Genomic DNA, 19,457 nt, shown 5'->3' with positions numbered 1-19,457 from the left:
TGTTCGCAGCCATCCTTAATGTCGCTATCTAATGGAAGTTGGTCTTTATTTTTGTCGGATGGTATTAAAAGAAAGAGCCGTCAGCTCTAATGACTATTGTATAATGTCATTAGAGCTGACGGCTCTTAAACTAGAAAAGGAAAAGGTTATTTGTTCCTCTTCGCTTGGCGGCCCAGAGAACAAATAACCTCACACTATGATGACTATTATACTAAAGTGCCCCATTGCTATCAATAAATATAAGAGATTTGTTAAAACTTTTAATGAAGAGGTTTTTTGCCCCTGTTGTGGAAGGAAAACCAGAAAACACGGAAAGTATAAAAAAACGATTCATTTTAAGCATCAATCCTTCCGGATTCCTATCATGCGTAGAAGGTGTCCAGATTGTAATAAAACCTTTTCGTTGATGCCTTGCTTTGCTATCCCGTGGGGAAGGTTTGCCATACATATTTATGAATTTTTAGGAAGATGGTTGATTAGCGGCATTCCCATTAGTCAATTAGCTGAGCTTTTAACGACCTCATCAGTTTCAGTCGTTTCCCTTAAGACACTTTATCGTTGGAAGCGTCGGTTTCAAGAACTATGGGGAAACTGGTGGATTGATCAACGAAAGAAATGGATAGCTGAGTTCGATGGTGAAGAAGGGGTACTGCCCTTATATCGAGAAGGAATAAGCTCTAGCCAAGAGATTCAACTTCTTCTCTCCTTCTTTTTTAATGATGGCGCTATTCCTTGTAAAGGAAGGCTTCTTTCCATGATCAATCTCCGCCAGCCCATTTTCTATCGGTGAAGTCAGGTAAAACGTCGGATTAATTGGTCAATATTTATAAAAATTCCTTTTTCTTGCTCCACAAAATATGTCCCTATCTTAGAAGCTAAAAATCTAGGAAAATGGGGTTGTTTCCTATTTTATGGAATGAGAGGAGAAAAAGAGATGAATGAAACGACGCGAAACGAGGTAGCTGCCTTTCGATTTGGATTAATTGCACCAATCGTTCAACGGCAACTACAGCCTGGGGAGAGGTATGCCCTTTTAAAGGAAGTTGCTAAACAAAGATATACTGTCCCAGGCAGTGAAAAGAATACAGTGAGTATTCGATCATTAGAGAGGTATCTTCAAGCTTACGAGCAGGATGGGTTTGAGGGACTTAAACCTCAATTGAGAGAAAAAAGAGGAAGCTTACAGAATCAAGATCCAGAGGTGCTGAAACGAGCGATTGAGTTACGAAAGGAATTACCTAGTAGAAGTGTTGAACAGGTTATCCGAATACTAGAGTTAGAGGGTATGGTTTCAGTGGGTGTTCTAAAACCTCGCACTCTATCACGATATTTCCAAGAAACGGGCTGGAGTAAAAAAGACATTTACCGTGCGGTAAAGAAGGAATTCCGACATTTTGAACATGATTCACCAAATGATTGCTGGCAAGCAGATACGCAGCACACCCTCTATTTACCCGATCCAAAAAATCCTGATAAGCGAAAAAAGGCCTATCTCATAGCGATTATAGACGATCATAGTAGAAGAATTATGCATGCCGAATTTTTTATGGAAGAAAGATATCCTCGTTTAGAACGTTGTGTTCAAAAAGCTGTTGTAAGATTTGGTGTTCCAAACCTTTTTTTCTGCGATAACGGTTCGGTTTATAGTGCCAAGCAGTTTCAAATTATGTGTGCACGAATGGGTACAAAACTTGTGCACGCAAAGCCATATTCGCCAGAATCAAAAGGAAAAATTGAGAAATATTTCCAATTTGTAGATAGTAGTTTTACAGGAGAAGCGAATTTGTTAATCAATCAAGGAAAACTCACGACATTAAAGCAATTGAACGAATACCTACGGTCTTGGTTAGAAGCATATGATAACCGTATTCATCGCAGTACAAAACAAACGCCTAAGAAACGCTATGAAGCGAAGGAAGAACAAACTCGTCACCTTCCCGCAGAAAGCTTGAAAGAGATTTTCCTTTGGGAAGAGGAACGAACTGTACGAAAAACAGCGATCATCGAATTAGAAGGCAATCAGTATGATGTAGATTCCTCGTTACGTGGAAAACGAATTCAAATTCGCTATAATCCATTCGATTTATCAATGATTCAAGTATGGAAGGATGATGAGCGCTTTGATGACGCTAAGCCTGCGGAACTCCGTAATCAAAGCCACTCCAAATTACCAGAGGATGCGGAAAATGACCACTCTCCTGTAGGTGTTTCTAGTTTCTTGGAACAATTGAAGAGGCACCAGGAAGAAGAAAAACGAAAACAAGTTGGTACAACCAGTTTTGCCAAATTAAAAGAGAAACAATCAAGGGGGAATGAATGATGCTAGACTTTTTCGAAATGAAGGGTGTTCCTTTCACACGTGAGATTTCACCTAAGCATCTATTCAATTCCTCTAGCCAAAGGGAAGCATCTGCACGATTAGAATATGCCGTGCAGAACCGTCAATTTTGTCTTTTAACAGGGGAAGCTGGGATGGGAAAATCAACGGCAATCCGGTCGTTAGTTCATCAATTAGATCCTATTCATTATCATTATCTATATATATGTGACTCTTCCTTGAATCCAAAACTTTTTTACAGAGAAGTTCTGCAGAACTTCGGCATTCAACCTGCCTTTCGTTCAACGGATGTAAAGCGACAGTACCAATCTTTGATGCTTGATCTTTATGAAAATGAGAGAAAGCGTATCGTCATTGTTCTAGATGAGGCACATCACTTTTCTGACTCAATGTTACAGGAACTACGCTTCATTCTCAATTTTAAAGAAGATTCAATGTCCCCTTTATCTCTTATTGTGGTGGGGCAACCAAGTCTAAGAAATCTATTAAGGGTAAAGCAACTTGAAGCAATTGAACAACGAATTCAGATGCGCTACCAAATGAGTGGTCTAACAGAAAAAGAGACGATTGATTATATACGACATCAGTTAAAAGTGGTTGAAACCCCTCATGAAATCTTTTCAGAAGAGGCTATCCAGGCAATTTATAATTTTAGTCAAGGGATTCCACGTAAGATCAATACACTTTGTAGTCAAAGCTTATTGGATGCCTTTATTCAAGGTAATAAGATTGTAGGCGAATCTCATATACATCGGGTGATAAATGAACTGTAGTAGAGGGATTCCCCAGTATTATGAACAGTTGGAGAATGGCATTGCCGAGATGGAAGCAACTATTGAACGATTAAGAACGGAGATACATGAGTTAATCAAAATGAAAAATGCATTATATCACTTGAATGGTTTTCTTGAAAAAGAGTCGAAAGAAAAAATCGGGAACTTTCCGTTTTAATCTTCGACAACCAAATTGTCCATTGTAAATGCCAGTGGTGTTGAGGGTGACCGTTAGTCAGTTGCCCCGTCACTGCCGCTGGCAATAAAACCGCCATCGAAGGTGGCTGCGGACACCTTACATCAGTTGCATACTGATTATTTCCAGGATTATTTGGATTCCACCTATTTTCATATAAAGTATTTTGTTCATATTGCCCCTTAAAATGATGTTTTGCAATAGTCTCCGCTCCATAGTAAATTGCATCCTCCAATGTAAACCACCCCTCATTAAAGGCATATGAAGCTCCATTTTCATAAACCATATCAATACCGTTCTTTACAGGTCCATCATTTGCACCATAACCATAGACGTTATATACTTTTTTACCCTGTGTTAAACCTGTTTTTGAAACATATCCCTTTGATAATTCGCTTTTCCCTTTATCTGTCTCTAGAATGGCATGTCCAACTAGATACGCAGGGTTAATATTGAACTCTCTAGCAGCTTTCATAAAGGTTTCCTCAAGACCAGATAATGCACCCATGTTACTTAAATATTTCTTTATTTCTTTCAGGGTAACTCTATCTGAGTAATTTAAATTAAGAAATTGATATTTCTGTATCGGATCATTTAAAATATTGTCCGGGTTCATATACTTATCTATTTCTTCGATTGTTGCATTGATGAATTGGTTGTTTTTGTGAATTTGAGGTTTATCTTTTAGACTACTTTGGATTTCAAGAGCCTCTTGATATGAAATTGCCACTCTAAATGTGTTAGTCTGTTCTTCATCATCATCCTCCTGACTAGAATTAGAATTTGAACTTTGACTAGATTCATTTTCATTTGTAGTATTGTTATTAACTACGTAACCACATCCACTTAATAAAAGTAAAATAGAGAAAATGAAAGCAATCATTTTACCCATATAATTTCTCCCTTTTATAAAAATACTAATTTAATTTTATATCAAAAATCGAGGATCAACAAACTAGTAAACTGATATTTAATTTTTATGACATTTCTAAGTATTTTAAAGGGAATTATAGAAAGTCAAACCCAGGAGGGTAAATTAATTACAGATCAGCTGGAGGCCCTTCGAATTACCATATAACATTAATTGAAAAAGCCATAAGGTAAGTTATTCTTCTTCCAAACGCGCATTCTTGGTATAAATTAACAATTTTTTCCGTTTCGTAACCTTACTGTGCATTTAAACAAAACCTATTTGTAATAAATTTTAGGGCAACAATAAATTGCCATAAAACAAATATAACTTTTCCATTGACTTCTTTAGAAATGTAAATTATATTGGTACTCAAGGAAAGAAACTTCTTTTCAATCTATAAAACTATAAATTTCTAATTTAATTTATTTCTGATTCGAGAAGCACTCATACAGAAATGACACGGGATAACTGTGTCTTCTGATGAGTGCTTTTTTTGTTGGGAAAAGGAGGGGATTTAATGAAAAAATACTTCAAATCTAAACAAAACAGAGAATTATAGTGATCTTATTAACTTTTGAACGGGCTAAATCCAGAATGATTCTTCTTTCCGAATTGTAAATTCAATATTTATTTTAGTTAGAAGTCATGAGGAGTGAATAGATAGGAAATTTTAAATGTCTATAAATCAAATTAAAACGAAAATGTTTATAGACCAACGAAAAATTAAAATTTAGGGGGTTATTTCATGGGATTAAACGGAAAGGAAAACAACTTTAGATTAGATACTTTTCATCATCAGCTCAGAACTAATTGCACTGAATATGGGATTCACCGATCCGTAATAGATCGATTTATTGGTCAGGTAGAAGATATAAAACGCAAAGATATATGGGGCTTAAAAAAAGAGGAGGATAAAGATGCACAGGATGTATAAAGAATTAGGTCTGCCTGGAAGTGCTTCTAAATCAATAAAAGTTGAAAGGATAATTAACAAATCATTTCACGTAAAACAGACCTTAAAAAAGTAAGATGAATGAAATTCATCATTTCTGTCCATCATGGGTAAAAATGGAAGGAGTGATGAATTTATGAAAAATAGAAGTGTCACAGTTTCTTTTTCTGATGAACAATCACCTGATACGGCGATATGGTTATTTAGGATTATGGAACGAATTGTTTTGGATCAGCTCAATATTGATCCTGTACTAAAAGGTAACTTGTTGTTTAGCAACCAAGAACAGATAACAAAATTTATTAATGATTTTGATAAAGGAGATGACTAGTTGGAAAGAGATTTGTTTAATGTCCAAACTCCTACGGTTTATGACCAAATCAAGGAAGAAGTAAAAAGAGTCATAGCTGCTTATTTTCGTATTAGTGGAAGTTCACAATCAATAAAACTACAGATAGAAAAGGCTAAAAACTGGGCTGAAGAAAATGGCCACTCATGGTTTGAGGAAGAGGATTGCTTTTGGTCTGAGGAAATTGAAATATTCAATGAAAATGTGCTATCGGCTAATCAAGTAGGGATGGAAAATCGATTTGAATTGATGAGACTATTAAAAGCAATAGAGGCGGGGCAGATTAAAGTATTGATTGTCTTCGCCCGTGACAGGCTGGCACGTAACTACTATGAGTACATGGAAATCGTAAGTCTTATTTTGAAAAATAAGGTAAAAGTAATAATATTGGGAGACACGGCACCATTTAGTTATAACTATTTAACAGAAGGTGTACACGGTATCCAATGTCAACAAGATGGAACAAATATTGCGTCACGAATAAAAACTGTTCAAAATCTCTATCCAGATAAGAAGTTTGGATATATTAATGACAAAGTTAACAAAAGATATCTGATAAATGAAAAATATCATTACAGTATTCTAACATTCTTTCAAGAGGTTTCGAATACGGATACATTTGAAAGATTATCAACGTTATTAACAGAGTTTAAAAGTAAATATAAACGTAAATCCGTAGAAGATTGCTGGAAATTGCTAAGAACTCCTTTTTATGCTGGGTATGATTCTAAGTCTAGGAACTATTTTCAATTAACTTATGTAAATCCAATTATATCTCTTGGACTATTTAAGAAGGTTCAAGATGTGTTGGACTATTATGAAACAGATTTTATAAAGGCAATTAGATTGAATGAACAAGAAGCATTCTTTCATCCAAGCTGTGGTATATGTTTTGAAAAAATGACACATAGAAACGGCAGAATAGGTGGTTTAACAGCTTCTTACTACTGCAAAAACCACAAGAGCAATTGCATTTTTGTCCAAGATCTAAATGAAGAAATAGTTGAAGTGATGCTTATGATTGTTAACAATCTATCACGGGAAAAGATAAAAAAGTTGGCCGTTTTTTCAACAAATAAAGCTATTAGAAGTTTAAAAGAAAAAAGAGACCAGTTGAATGAAATGATGAGGCTTAGAAGAACTAATTTTTTCTCTAGAAACAAAAGTCTTCAGAGAGATCCTGTAGAGTTATTTAATCGAAGAAATGAACAAATACAAGAACAGGAATTAATTCAACGGCAGATAGATGAACTTAACTACACTAAGAAGGTACTTGGTGATATTGAGAAGATAATTAAACAAAAGTTATTTTACAAAATTAAAACAGATGAAATTTATATTTATCTCTCATTTTTCTTAGAGGATATAAGAATCAGCAGTAATTCGATTGATTTTAAGGTTTATTTCACAGAATTTTTAGAGGGGGAACTTCATGTGTAAAGGTAGAGGTGAAATAGTAGATGTTAAGCAATCGATCTTGTCTACAAAAATTAAAGAGATTATCAATCATACTATTCATAACTTAAAGCACAAATTAGAGTTTTATCTTGTTTCAGAGATTGAAACCTTATTAAAACCAGCTATCGGTTACATAAGGTATTCTAGTTTGAAGCAGAAAGATAAATACAGTGTTGATATTCAGAAGCAAGAAATTTTACAACGGGCTAAAGAAGAGGGGTACTACATCTTATTATGGTGCGTCGATGAAGCAGTTTCTGCTACTCACAATCGCGCCATTGACCGTCCTTGGATGCAAGTCCTATACCAGACAGCATTATTAGATGAATTCCAAGGTGCAATTTTCTTTTATGATGACTCTTGAATCAGCCGCCAAACTTCAGATTTTGTTCTACAAGTCTATAAACCATTAATAATGTTAAGACCATACTTGAAGTTTTATTGCAGTGATTATTCAGGAGTTTGGAATCCAGATGATGTATTAACACAGATCCGATCTTTAATAAACAGTTATAAATCTGAAGAACTTAGAAATAAAACATTTGCTTATCAGAGCACGATTCTAAAATTAGAACAAAGACCAGCTTCTCACCTTCCGTATGGTTACATTAAAGGGACTGAAAGTAAGCCGAAGATTGATGTTTCAAATGGCCAAGCCTATGTAGTTTTTCTGATTTATTATCTATCAAGCTGGGGTTACTCAAATAATGTAATTGCAAAATTTCTTAATAAATGTAAGGTGAAATCTCCAAAAGGTACTGATTGGACCCAGGGAACAATTGATAAGATTCTGCATAATCACTTCTATCTAGGACATACAAGTTGGAATGTAAGAGAAAGCAGAAATAATAGTAAAAGAAAGCCTATTGGTCAGTTTGAGTTATTCCCTGATACACATACTGGTATTGTACCGCATTACCTTGGAGTACTAGTAGATCAAACTAGGAACTTTAAGTCTAAGTATGGTCAAAAGATGGAGACACCTTTCTTACTTAAGGATCTATTAAAATGTGTTCAGTGTGACTGTGTGCTTGAAGCCAAAAATACTACATCAGGATATAGTGTTACACCTAGACGTGTGTATCGATGCAACTTATGTAAAGAATCCATTTTAAGTGAAACTATTCAAGAGATTGTTTTCCAACAACTTTTTGGTTATTTGAGTATCAATCAAAAGCAAATGTTTGAAGGCTCAAAAAAACTATTAGTTAAGTGGAAAGAAAATTTCAAAAAACAATCAGTGGAAGTTGACAAGGATAAAGAATATGTCATCTTCTTGGAAAGGACACTTGATTATGAATTAATCGGTCATGAACAGGAGTTTAAGGAAGAAGCAAAACTTATGCTCACTGAATTACAGGCTATTAAAGAAAAAATTCTTCATTTAATCCAGCAAATAGATAGCTTGCTAGAAGATGAAAATCTTGATACATTGTTCAACGATTTCTTTGAATTTAAACAGGACGTTTTAAGCGAGACTGAATTACGATGCTTTACATTAAACTTTATAAAAGAAGTTAAATATGACTTCAAGACAAAAAAGACAGCAATTGATTTTAGTAAGACACCATTTTTATCACTTGAAAGTTGGGTTCAATTAACAGCAAACTAACTGTAGTTGAATAACCGCATAAAGTGAAGGTACTGTAGACGAATCACCGCACTAACCATAAAGAGTACTTGTACTTTTATTAACTGAATCTGAGAAAGCCTTGCTATCAAGGCTTTTTTAGAAATAAAATGCGGTGGTTTGGAAGTCTTATGATGAAAAGATGTCCAAATGCCCGCAGGCTTATTAAACATTGTAGACAAATCACCGCAACTTTAAACATACAGATAAAAAGTTCTTATACAGATGGCTTTATGGTTATCTTATCCAATGGACTTAATATGTTTTCGAGCTAATACAAAAAACTGTGTAATAGACTCTCGGGATAAATCAGGAGTTCATTGTTGAATTGTAAGAAATTAACTAGGAATTCATCTTTTTATTTACGATAAGGTTATTTTTCATACCATTTTCAAAAATGGGCATGACAAATAAAACCTTGGCTATTCAATTTTTCCTAAAAATGGAAAAAGGTAGATTAGGCTGCGTCTCAGTTAAACAACTTTTCTAGATTTAGCGTTTCTTTTCGATGGCTATACCAAGCATCCATGTGTTGGCACATCATGATACCGTATATTCGGATATACCACATTTTTGTGGACCGATGTCTACCAGATTCTAAGTGATAATCCACTTTTTCACGTTTATTGGATCTTTCAACAGATGTGCGTCGTTTGTAAGTAATCTTCCACTTTTCTGACACTCTAGGTGTTTTTGTAAACAGCCGTAGATTGTCCTTTTTAAAGGTATGGAATGTCCGACCATACTTTGCTTGGGAACATTTCTTTTCACACGAATTTTTCGTTCCGCAAGCAAGTGGACACCGCCACTTTTGACGATTTTGGGATTTGTCAAACCCATTCGGTTTCATCTCAAGACCAATAGGACAGATTGGCGTTCCATTAGAAGAGATTTGAATTTCACTTTCCGTACTGAAATTCTTTTTTGTTCGAGCGTTTAAGTCGATAAAGGGCTCGATGTCGTGATGGTCTAAAAGCTTATAAATAGCTTCTGCATCATGAGCTGCATCAAGGAGCATTTTGTCAATCGTGCCCAAGGTGAACCGTTGGGAAAATTCAATCGAGCTGGCAACCAAGCTGATAGAGTCATGTCGAGATGCGGGTTGAAGTCTTGGATACAAAGGTAAATCATATGGGCTGTCACTAGCTGATAACATATACAAGTGATACCCATTGAAGTAACGCTCTCGTGAGCTATCCCATCCTGAGTTGCAGTCAGGCTGAGAATACTCACGGGGATGATTACATTCCCCTAGCCCTTGGGCACGACAATCACACGTTCGCTTACTTCTTGGATATCTAGCCGTCTCTACTGGTGTGCCGTCACCGGCTACACTGAGTGCGTTCGTATTTCCGAGTAAGCCATATTTTGCAGATACTTCAAGAAATTGCGATTGAAAAAAACTAAATAATGGATCCTGCGGCAGGAATTTCTGCTTTGAATCATACAGGAAATAGCGATTCACAAGTTTTGCTACAATACCAGGATTTTTGGGCGTTTCCTTTTCTCCTTTTTTCCCTTGTTTTTTCTTTTTCTTTTTCTTGCGTTTTGGTTGGATCTTATTTTTCGTATTTGCCTCGTCAGAGGCCCAAATCCGATCAAAGAAATCATAGAAGGTACCGACGCCAGGAGTATCGCCGGGCTTAAATCCACTAAGGATAGCATATAAAGGAACACGGCGAAGTTGATCCACCCAATGTGTTATGCCTTCAGTTGGCTGGATAAGAAGCGATAAAAGATAAGAACGCATCATAGAAGTTGGATCCTGCGGTTGAGTACCTTTATTAGAGCTAGAATAGGTCTCATAAAGCCAACTAGCTGTAACAGAAAGATCTGCGATCCAAAATTTTTTGATTACAGGCCAATCATTTTTTACAAGAAGAAGAATCCCATTAGAGTAATGCTCAATTAATTGAGCAATCACAAAATCTTGGTACATTTGATGGGGAATAAACACTGGTTTCAAATTCAACACCTCTATCACAAGTAGTTAGGGAAAAAGGTCCCTACACCAGCGATTATTAGGGTGTTTTTTAAAAGTCAAGGGGTAATTACAATATTTTATGACAATATTCCGACAGTTGTTTTCCAGTTTAAAAATCAACTCAGAGAAAAACCCCACCTAAAATAGGAGGGATTCAATATAAAAGGTTCAAGTAAACTCTTGAACTGCAAGGACTCGGCGAATGCCGAGAGACTATTGTAATATATGGAGGAATGACAGATGGCTAAATTAGTAGTAGAAATTGTGGGAACTATCAAGAAGTATATTGTTAGCTATAAAGTGGGGAGTGAAATAGGGCTAGCTGATGGAGCATTAATTAAAAAAGAGTTCAAAACACTAGAAGATGCTGAAGAATTTCTTGAAATAGTACAGAATAAAGGTAGTGTTATATTCGCTCACTTAATGTAATAAACAGAGTATTTAAATTCCCATGATGAACTAAGTAGAAGCACGGCTAGCAATTATTTGGAGAAAGTGTTTTCTTTAGATTTGCAGTTGTGCTTTTTATAACTCACTATTTGTTTGACCGTATTTTTAAAGCATTGTAGACAGATTACCGTAGGTTTATACATGGATTTAAAGGAATTTTCCTGAATATGGAGTGTTTATCCTATTAATGAGCAAAGTATGCAATTGTTGATAGCATGTTAATTATTAAATGATAATACAACCTAAATCTGCTCAGTCTAAATAAATCAATTTGAAAAGTATATAAAGATATTTGTGAGGTAATGGAGAAATATCAAATAATACTTGATTACAATTCTAGTGTCTTATTTCCATATTGGATAAGTCATTTAGAAAAAAACTGGAAAATGATATAATTATATTATATATAAAACATCATTAGTAAAAGTATTTTGACATATAACAGAATGAATTTAAGCTTCGGAGTTGGAGGAATGTGAATGGCTATGAAAAAGGGAATCATTGACAACAAACAGACCGGCTTGGTAGGGGATGTATTAAAAGAACACATTAATAAGGGTAGTAAGATATCAGTAGCAGCTGCTCACTTTACCTTATATGCTTTCGTTGAATTAAAAAAAGAGCTTTCAAAAGTGGAAGAACTTAGATTTATTTTTACTGAACCCACATTTATAGAAGATAAAGACTTTAACAGAGAACAGATTGAAAAAAATGAGTCACTTTTGTTTGGAGTAGAAGAAGAACATAAGTATAGAATCGAGTTAACTCAGGGATTTATTGCTTCTGAATTGGGTAAATGGCTTAAAAGTAATGCTAAGTTTAAGTCTGTCACAAAGCAAAAAATTCAGGGTGGTTTATATCATGTGTCTAATAAAGATGGGAGCCAAATTGGATTAGTTGGTGGAGCACCATTCTCTAGTGCAGGGCTTGGATATAGTAATTCATCGAGTATATACATTAATAATATTATAGATGATTCTGAATCAAATGCTCAGTTACTAAAAAACTTTAATGCTATATGGAACAATCAAGAAGCTTTGCAAGATGTAAGGGAAATGATAATTAAAAGAATTGAATTACTTCATAAAGAAAATTCACCTGAGTTCATTTATTTTGTTACACTTTATAATCTGTTTAAAGATTTTTTAGAAGGTGCAAAAGACTTTGATGCCTTACAATCTAAAACCGGATTTGAAAACACAATCATTTGGAACAAGTTATATGACTTTCAAAAAGATGGAGTCGTAGGGGCCATTAATAAAATTGAAACTCATGGTGGCTGTATCATTGCCGATAGTGTTGGATTAGGAAAGACATTTGAAGCTTTAGCGGTAATTAAATACTATGAATTGAGAAATCATCGTGTTCTGGTATTAGCACCCAAAAAACTTAGAGAAAACTGGTCAATATATCGTTTAAATGATAAACGAAATATTTTATCTGAAGATAGATTCTCTTATGATTTATTGAACCATACCGATTTATCTAGACAATCCGGTTATAGCGGTGATATTAATCTAGAGCACGTAAATTGGGGGAACTATGACTTAATAATTATTGATGAATCTCATAATTTTAGAAACAATGAGGCTAGGAATGATCGTGTCACACGATACTCTAGATTAATGTCAGATATAATTCGTTCTGGAGTCAAAACGAAAGTATTAATGTTGTCTGCCACACCTGTCAACAATAAGTTAGATGATTTAAAAAATCAAATTGCTTTTATTACAGAAGGTGAAGACGCAGCGCTTTCTTCTTCAGCAAATATTAAAAGTATTTCTCACACTATTCGGATTGCACAATCACAATTCAATAAATGGAGTAATCTAGTAGAAAAAGAACGTACTACTGATCGTTTATTAGATATGCTAAGTTGGGATTATTTCACACTATTAGACTCATTAACTATAGCTAGGTCAAGACGGCATATAGAGAAATACTATAATATGAAAGACATTGGAAAGTTTCCAACTAGATTAGAACCAAATAATAAGAAGGTATCTATTGATAATAAAGATGAATTTCCTGCTCTTGAGAAGATTAATAATGATATATTAAGACTCCGCTTGGCAGTATACTCTCCTATGCAGTACATACTGCTTCATTTGAGAGATTTATACAGCGAAAAATATGATACTAAAGTTGCAAATGGACAAATCTTTCGACAGACAGACCGTGAAAATAATTTAATTCACCTAATGAAATCTAACTTATTAAAGCGATTAGAAAGCTCAATTCATTCGTTTTCATTAACATTAGAAAGTATCATTTATAATATTAATTCCTTTATCGATAAGATAGATAGCTATTCACCTTCTTCAGATGAAATAAATGACATTATGGATATAGATTTGGAAGACCCAGAATTGGAAGATGCCCTGATTGGCTCGAAAGTAAAAATATTACTTAAAGATGTAGACCTTGTTCGATGGAAACAAGATTTACTATACGATAAAGAAATCCTTTCTAACCTATTAATTTACGCAAAAAAGGTTTCTCCAAATCGAGATAAAAAACTTTTAACATTAAAAGAAGAGATTAAGACCAAAATTGAGAATCCTATAAATGAAGACAATAAAAAGATACTAATTTTTACAGCCTACGCTGATACTGCTAAATACTTATATGACAATCTACACACATGGATACTAGAGTATTTTGATACTCATACTGCAGTGGTAACAGGCTCAGACAATCCAAAGACAACCTTTAAGTTGAAAAAAGCTGATTTTAATAATGTCTTAACCAATTTTTCTCCTATTTCAAAAGAAAGAAATAAGGTAATGCCAGACATTCATGGTGAAATTGATGTTTTAATCGCAACCGACTGTATTTCAGAAGGTCAAAACTTGCAAGATTGTGACTACTTGATTAATTATGATATACATTGGAATCCGGTTCGAATTATTCAACGTTTTGGACGAATTGATAGATTAGGTAGCAAAAACGATAAGATTCAACTTGTAAATTATTGGCCTTCCATTGAACTCGACGAATACATTAACTTGGTTGGTAGAGTTAAGGACAGAATGACGATCCTAGATATCTCCTCAACAGGAGAAGAGAATGTAATTGCAGAGAACAGCAATGACATGAAAGATCTTGAATATCGTCGAAAACAGTTAGAAAAGCTTCAAACCGAGGTCATAGATCTCGAAGATATATCAGGAAACATCTCATTAACTGATTTTACGATGGATGACTTTAGGATGGACTTATTAAACTTTATGAAAAAAAATAAAGATTTTGTAAAGAACACTCCACTTGGATTATTTAGCATAACAACAAATAGGAACGAAAAGTTGAAAGATGAAATTCAGAAAGGTGTTATTTTTTGTTTAAAGCAGATTAACAATTTTACATCTTCTAATGAAAAAAATGCACTTCATCCTTACTATCTTGTCTTCATGAATCGAAACGGGGAAGTTCTTTATAATCATGTTCACGTCAAAAAGATACTAGATTTGTACCGTTCTTTATGTCATGGCCAACAAGAGGTAGAAAGTAATTTATATAAAGCATTCAATGAAGAAACAAGAAATGGTAAAGATATGACTTCATATAAAGAGTTGCTTGAAAGAGCAGCAAATGAGATTGTTGGAAAGATTGATGAACAATCTACATTTAATATATTTAGTCTAGGAAATCTAGACAGTCTTGTAACAAGCATGAATACGAGCTTACAAGACTTTGAAATTATCTCATACCTAATAGTAGATTAAGGATGGTGGATATGGTCGCTTCCCGTTTTTATGAAATGATTGGATTAGACTCTAAACTACAAGCGCTCCAAAAGAAATTAGATAAAAAGATGTTTTATGAGTATGCCGATCTTAATAAAAAAGAAAAAGATGTTATTACCAAACATATTGAACGGATTGAGTTAACGTACCTATTAACACCTACCACTATTAATATACAACCTTATATAACCGATGAATTTCATTATGAGGGTGTTATGTTTATTACTGTTTTTCTTAGAGAAGAGTCAACAGAAAAGCACGTAAACATAGTCGAAGAAGTAATTCATGGTGCATTACCAAATCCAATTATTATTGTCTTTCAATTGAATGATAAAATAATTATTAGTACTTGTATGAAGAGATTAAATAAAGTGGATAAATCTAGTGTTGTTCTTAATAATATTCACCGAACAGCTTGGCTTACCTTGGAAGACCATAAAAAAGTAGAGAAGGATTTTATAGGCTCAGTTAATATTTCGAATCTTGATTTTAATAATTTTTATGCTTTCTACAAAGACCTTGACCTTGCTGTGGAAGCTTTTGAAAACTCTGAAACGCTAGGTTATTATCACGAAGAAAGAGATGTAAAGAAACACGAACAGCAGCAACAGATCATTCAAAAAATCAAGGAATTAGAAGCTGAATTAAAAAAGATTAAAATGTCTATAAAGAAAGAATCACAATTTAATAAAAAAGTAGAGCTTAATGTCAAGGTACAAGAAATAAATAGGCAAATTGCAGATTTGAAAGAAGAATTAAATTAACAAGGAGCTGGATTAATGGAAAAGCTAGATGGGAATTCGCTAGATTTAATTAACACAAAAATTGAGTCACTGAAACAACTCTTTCCAGAGGTTATAACAGAAGGCAAGGTTGATTTTAATAAGTTAAAGCTAATTTTAGGTGGAGATATTGAAACATATAAAGAAAAATATGAATTTACATGGCATGGAAAAACACAAGCACTGAAAATGGCTCAAACTCAATCTACGGGAACATTAAGACCTGATAAACAATCAAGTAAAAACTGGGATGCGAGTGAAAATCTTTATATAGAAGGAGATAACCTTGAAGTATTAAAACTTCTTCAAAAATCTTATTTTGGTAAGATAAAGGTAATATATATCGATCCTCCATATAATACTGGTCAGGACTTCGTATATAAGGATGATTTTAAAGATAACATTAAGAATTATAAGGAAATAACTGAACAATTTAATAAGGTGAATTCAGAGACGAGTGGTCGTTTCCATACAGATTGGTTGAATATGTTATATCCAAGGTTAAAATTAGCTAGAACACTACTTAAAGAAGATGGAACAATATTTATAAGTATTGATGTAAATGAAGTTCATAATTTAAGAAAAATAGCTGATGAAATTTTTGGTGAGGCTAACTTTATAGAAGAAATCATTTGGGAGAAGAAGTTTTCACCACAAAATGATGCTAAATATTTTTCGTTGAATCATGAAACTATACTTTGCTATGCAAAAAATAAAGAGAAGTTCATGAGAATTTTATTACCAATGACAGAAGAGCAAAGAGCAAGATACAAAAACCCAGATGATGATCCAAGAGGTCCGTGGCAATCTGATAACTTAACAGTGGCTACTTATAATGCTGACTATGATTACCCTATTACTACACCATCGGGAAAAATGATAAGCCCTACAAATGGGAGGTGTTGGAGTACCTCAAAAGAAAGGATGCAGGAACTGATTAAAGATAACAGAATTTGGTTTGGAAAGGATGGGAGTAACACACCGAGAATAAAGAGATTCCTCTCTGAAATACAACAAGGAAGAGTTCCAATAAGCTTATGGTATCATGAGGAAGTTGGTCATACACAGTCTGCTTCCCAAGAATTAAAAAGACTTTTCGAAGATAAAAAATACTTTGATTTTCCAAAACCGGTTGAGCTGATAAAAAGATGTTTACACATTAGTAGCGAGAATGATAATGATATTGTATTAGATTTTTTCTCGGGTTCAGGCACAACAGCTCATGCTGTAATGAAGTTGAATTCAGAAGACGGTAAAAAAAGAAAATTTATCATGATTCAATTAGATGAACCTACAAAAGAAACTTCAAATGCCTATAAGGCTGGATACAAAGATATTTGTGAAATTGGTAAAGATCGTATCAACCGTGCTGGAGACTTAATTATTCAAGAAACAGGAAAAAAAGATTTAGATAGCGGATATAAAGTATTTAAACTGGATTCTTCTAATGTGAAACCTTGGGATCCTAACATAGAGAATCTTGAAGAAGGGATGTTAGAGCAACTTGAAAACATCAAAGAAGATCGTACAAATGAAGATCTTTTATTTGAGATTTTGCTAAAGCTTGGAATACCACTAACTACACAGATAGAAGAATTTTATTTTAATGGTAGATTAATCTATAGTATTGCTTTTGGTGCTGCCCTTATATGTCTAGAAAATGAAATTGATTTGAAGATTGTAAATGAAATGATCAAGCTTAAACCTGAAGATTTCGATATCAAGGTTATTTTTAAAGAGTCAGGTTTCATAAACGATACTGTGAAAACAAATGTCATTCAAACTTTGAAGAAGAACGGAATCAATGATATAAGAGCAGTTTAAGATATTTAAGGTGAAAATAATTAAATATATAGTGTAATCCCTCTAATAACAAAAATGAATTAGATATTAGGAGAGAGAATTTTAATGGAGAAGCTTGATGGAAAATCATTAGATTTAGTTGAAAAGAATATAGGAACATTAAAAAGATTATTCCCAGAAATTGTTACGGAAGGCAAAATTGATTATGTTAAGTTAAAGAATATTCTAGGGGAAGAAATCGATGAAAATAAAGAAAAATATGAATTTATTTGGCATGGAAAAACGAAAGCACTAAAGATTGCACAAACGCCCTCAACTGGTACTCTAAGACCAGATAAAGAATCAAGTAAAAATTGGGACACAACGGAGAATATTTATCCTGAATTATTCACAAAAGGTGATTTTAGATGTTTTTTGGATTCAACGAGAAAATATTTCGAAATTTTTCCATTTAAATGGATAAATTATTTTGTTTTTTAAGGGTGATGGGAGAAAACAAAATTTAAAAATCCATAATTTACCTAATTATTCCAAAAAGGGCAGACTTATCCTGTGGAATGTAAAATCAATTTTGAATTTACAGTTTATTCCTATTTTTATCATCCAAACCGTGGAAGCATCTGGATCCTGCTTAAAGTTTCCATGAACTCTTTCTTATACAAGCAATGACTTGATAGCTTAAATGTGAGATAACGACCTGATCGTACAAATTTTCCTGCAATCTTGATAAGCTGCAAGCGAACGGTATCAATTAGTTTTGTGTTCTTGGTTTCTGGTAAACATAATCTTTTAAAGCCATTGTGAAGGTTATAAGCCAGGATGGCGATTTGTAATTTACATGCATTTCGCTCAAATTCAGTACTTGTCATCTTCCCAAAGGCGAATCCTAGTTTCCCTTCTTTAATGAAGTTTTCCATTGTTCCCCGATTGAAATAAAGCTTCGTGATGTTTTTAGGGGACAAATTCATGTTTGTCACAATAAAGGTGAATTGGAAAAGAAGCTCATCCTTCGGTCTTTCTATCTTCACGACAACCCGTCGGGGTTGGGTCCAACTGTTTGCTTGATATGTAAATTCACGATAGAAAACAGATGTCTTCTCTATTATATCGTCTGGAATTTGGGCTAATATCTCTTCAGCCTTAGCATAGAGACGCTTATTCGCCTTCAACCGTATCACATAAAGAGCTTCCTTTGTTTCTGCTAATTCAAATAGTTCAGGTACAGCGAAACCGCTATCTCCACGAATAACAGGACTTATCCAGGGATAAAGAGTCTTGTAGCGTTTAAGAGTCGGACCAACAAAGCGAACCACTTGTCTGGAAGTATAGACTGACCCAGCTCGAAGTTCACCCTTAAGGCAGTCACCTGTTAATCCATCAAACATAAGCATAGGATGGTAGCCATTTTCACCGTAGTGTGAATTGTATTTAGAGCCATGCTGATTGCCATAAGTTGCAGCGTTTGTGGAGTCGAGGTCAAGAATAATGTCTTCGGGAGACGCCAACTTATGAAATCGTTCAGTCAAAGTGTCGTTTACATGTTGAAGTTGCTTCATTGCCTCTACGTCGAAAAGCTGATTTACTCTGGACATTGTAGGTTGAGAAGCCAAGTAATCTTTCTCTAAAATGGTCGTCAAAGCTGGATCATAACGAAGACTATCGGCATGATCATCCGCATGGTATCCTGCAATATGTTGATAAATCTTTTGCATGATAACACTATCGTTTGTATGAACATCGTGATTAACTGGATCTTTCAAAATCACCATTGATTGAATCAGTTGACTAAGTCCGATTTTTTCAGCAAATTCTTTATAAAGTAAAAGCCCAGAATCATTAGTAAGGTTACCACCATTAAAATTGACCTTAATACTTCCATTGAAATCCATAGATTGTTCGTTTAAACTAGTCATAGAGGAGCCCCCTTGGTATGTTTTGGTTCGTTACTATGACAATACCAAAAAAGGGGCTCCTTTTCACGTTAAAAGATGTTCACCTTTTGGGTGACAATCATTATTCTCCAAATCGCTTGTCACTATTGCACTTTGAGTTGATTGAGGTTAAAGCAGTGAATAATTCAGGT

The 19,457-nt window shown here is 34.2% G+C and carries 16 protein-coding genes; 13 read left to right on the top strand and 3 right to left on the bottom strand.

Features of this window, described 5'->3' with window-relative positions; translation table 11 throughout:
- Nucleotides 1-196: 196 nt before the first annotated feature.
- The 3 genes from PY093_RS20360 to PY093_RS20350 all read left to right on the top strand — a co-directional run bounded on the left by PY093_RS20360 (nt 197) and on the right by PY093_RS20350 (nt 3,111).
- On the top strand, nt 197-790 hold the full coding sequence (locus PY093_RS20360; RefSeq protein ID WP_345774247.1) for a DUF6431 domain-containing protein: 594 nt from the start codon (nt 197-199) through the stop codon (nt 788-790).
- A gap of 144 nt (nt 791-934) precedes the next feature.
- Entirely contained in the window at nt 935-2,320 is a 1,386-nt protein-coding gene (locus tag PY093_RS20355) for a DDE-type integrase/transposase/recombinase (protein ID WP_275647034.1), read from the top strand.
- Complete coding sequence (locus PY093_RS20350; RefSeq protein WP_275647033.1) at nt 2,317-3,111, top strand: ExeA family protein; 795 nt, start codon at nt 2,317-2,319, stop codon at nt 3,109-3,111. Before PY093_RS20355 ends, PY093_RS20350 begins: the two co-directional genes overlap by 4 nt.
- A 95-nt stretch (nt 3,112-3,206) precedes the next feature.
- Here the strand turns inward: PY093_RS20350 and PY093_RS20345 are convergent, their stop codons facing one another.
- Nucleotides 3,207-4,199: an N-acetylglucosaminidase gene (locus tag PY093_RS20345; RefSeq protein WP_275647602.1), complete on the bottom strand. Its 993-nt coding sequence runs from the start codon at nt 4,197-4,199 to the stop codon at nt 3,207-3,209.
- 766 nt (nt 4,200-4,965) lie between these two features.
- On the opposite strand from PY093_RS20345, the gene PY093_RS20340 reads away from it, so the two are divergent.
- The 5 genes from PY093_RS20340 to PY093_RS20320 all read left to right on the top strand — a co-directional run bounded on the left by PY093_RS20340 (nt 4,966) and on the right by PY093_RS20320 (nt 8,591).
- Nucleotides 4,966-5,154: a hypothetical protein gene (locus tag PY093_RS20340; RefSeq protein WP_275647601.1), complete on the top strand. Its 189-nt coding sequence runs from the start codon at nt 4,966-4,968 to the stop codon at nt 5,152-5,154.
- 154 nt (nt 5,155-5,308) lie between these two features.
- Nucleotides 5,309-5,503, top strand: a complete 195-nt coding sequence (locus tag PY093_RS20335) for a hypothetical protein (RefSeq protein WP_275647600.1) — start codon at nt 5,309-5,311, stop codon at nt 5,501-5,503.
- A complete protein-coding gene (locus tag PY093_RS20330; protein WP_275647599.1) occupies nt 5,504-6,961 on the top strand; it encodes a recombinase family protein in 1,458 nt (485 codons plus the stop codon). It begins immediately after the preceding gene.
- Nucleotides 6,954-7,343, top strand: coding sequence for a recombinase family protein (locus tag PY093_RS20325; protein WP_275647598.1), 390 nt, complete (start codon nt 6,954-6,956; stop codon nt 7,341-7,343). The genes PY093_RS20330 and PY093_RS20325 overlap by 8 nt, the downstream gene beginning before the upstream one ends.
- A gap of 66 nt (nt 7,344-7,409) precedes the next feature.
- A complete protein-coding gene (locus PY093_RS20320; RefSeq protein ID WP_275647597.1) occupies nt 7,410-8,591 on the top strand; it encodes a recombinase family protein in 1,182 nt (393 codons plus the stop codon).
- Between the two features lie 487 nt (nt 8,592-9,078).
- Here the strand turns inward: PY093_RS20320 and PY093_RS20315 are convergent, their stop codons facing one another.
- Nucleotides 9,079-10,566 carry a transposase gene (locus tag PY093_RS20315; protein ID WP_275647604.1) on the bottom strand — a complete coding sequence of 496 codons (1,488 nt, stop codon included), beginning with the start codon at nt 10,564-10,566 and terminating at the stop codon, nt 9,079-9,081.
- 267 nt (nt 10,567-10,833) lie between these two features.
- Here PY093_RS20315 and PY093_RS20310 point away from each other — a divergent pair, with 267 nt between their 5' ends.
- The 5 genes from PY093_RS20310 (at nt 10,834) to PY093_RS20290 (ending at nt 17,854) form a co-directional block, all read left to right on the top strand.
- A complete protein-coding gene (locus PY093_RS20310) occupies nt 10,834-11,022 on the top strand; it encodes a hypothetical protein (RefSeq protein WP_275647596.1) in 189 nt (62 codons plus the stop codon).
- Between the two features lie 506 nt (nt 11,023-11,528).
- On the top strand, nt 11,529-14,768 hold the full coding sequence (locus tag PY093_RS20305; protein ID WP_275647603.1) for a helicase-related protein: 3,240 nt from the start codon (nt 11,529-11,531) through the stop codon (nt 14,766-14,768).
- Between the two features lie 11 nt (nt 14,769-14,779).
- Nucleotides 14,780-15,553, top strand: a complete 774-nt coding sequence (locus tag PY093_RS20300) for a DUF4391 domain-containing protein (RefSeq protein WP_275647595.1) — start codon at nt 14,780-14,782, stop codon at nt 15,551-15,553.
- Nucleotides 15,554-15,568: 15 nt separating this feature from the next.
- Nucleotides 15,569-17,395: a site-specific DNA-methyltransferase gene (locus PY093_RS20295; RefSeq protein WP_275647594.1), complete on the top strand. Its 1,827-nt coding sequence runs from the start codon at nt 15,569-15,571 to the stop codon at nt 17,393-17,395.
- 84 nt (nt 17,396-17,479) lie between these two features.
- On the top strand, nt 17,480-17,854 hold the full coding sequence (locus tag PY093_RS20290; RefSeq protein WP_275647593.1) for a hypothetical protein: 375 nt from the start codon (nt 17,480-17,482) through the stop codon (nt 17,852-17,854).
- Nucleotides 17,855-17,973: 119 nt separating this feature from the next.
- Here the strand turns inward: PY093_RS20290 and PY093_RS20285 are convergent, their stop codons facing one another.
- Nucleotides 17,974-19,287, bottom strand: a complete 1,314-nt coding sequence (locus PY093_RS20285; protein WP_275647547.1) for an IS1380 family transposase — start codon at nt 19,285-19,287, stop codon at nt 17,974-17,976.
- Nucleotides 19,288-19,457 lie beyond the last annotated feature (170 nt).

This window comes from Cytobacillus sp. S13-E01, assembly GCF_029193815.1.
Taxonomy (GTDB): Bacteria; Bacillota; Bacilli; order Bacillales; family Bacillaceae_L; genus Bacillus_BV.
The sequence above is the reverse complement of the archived record's forward strand: the minus strand, read 5'-3'. Positions and strand labels throughout refer to the sequence as shown.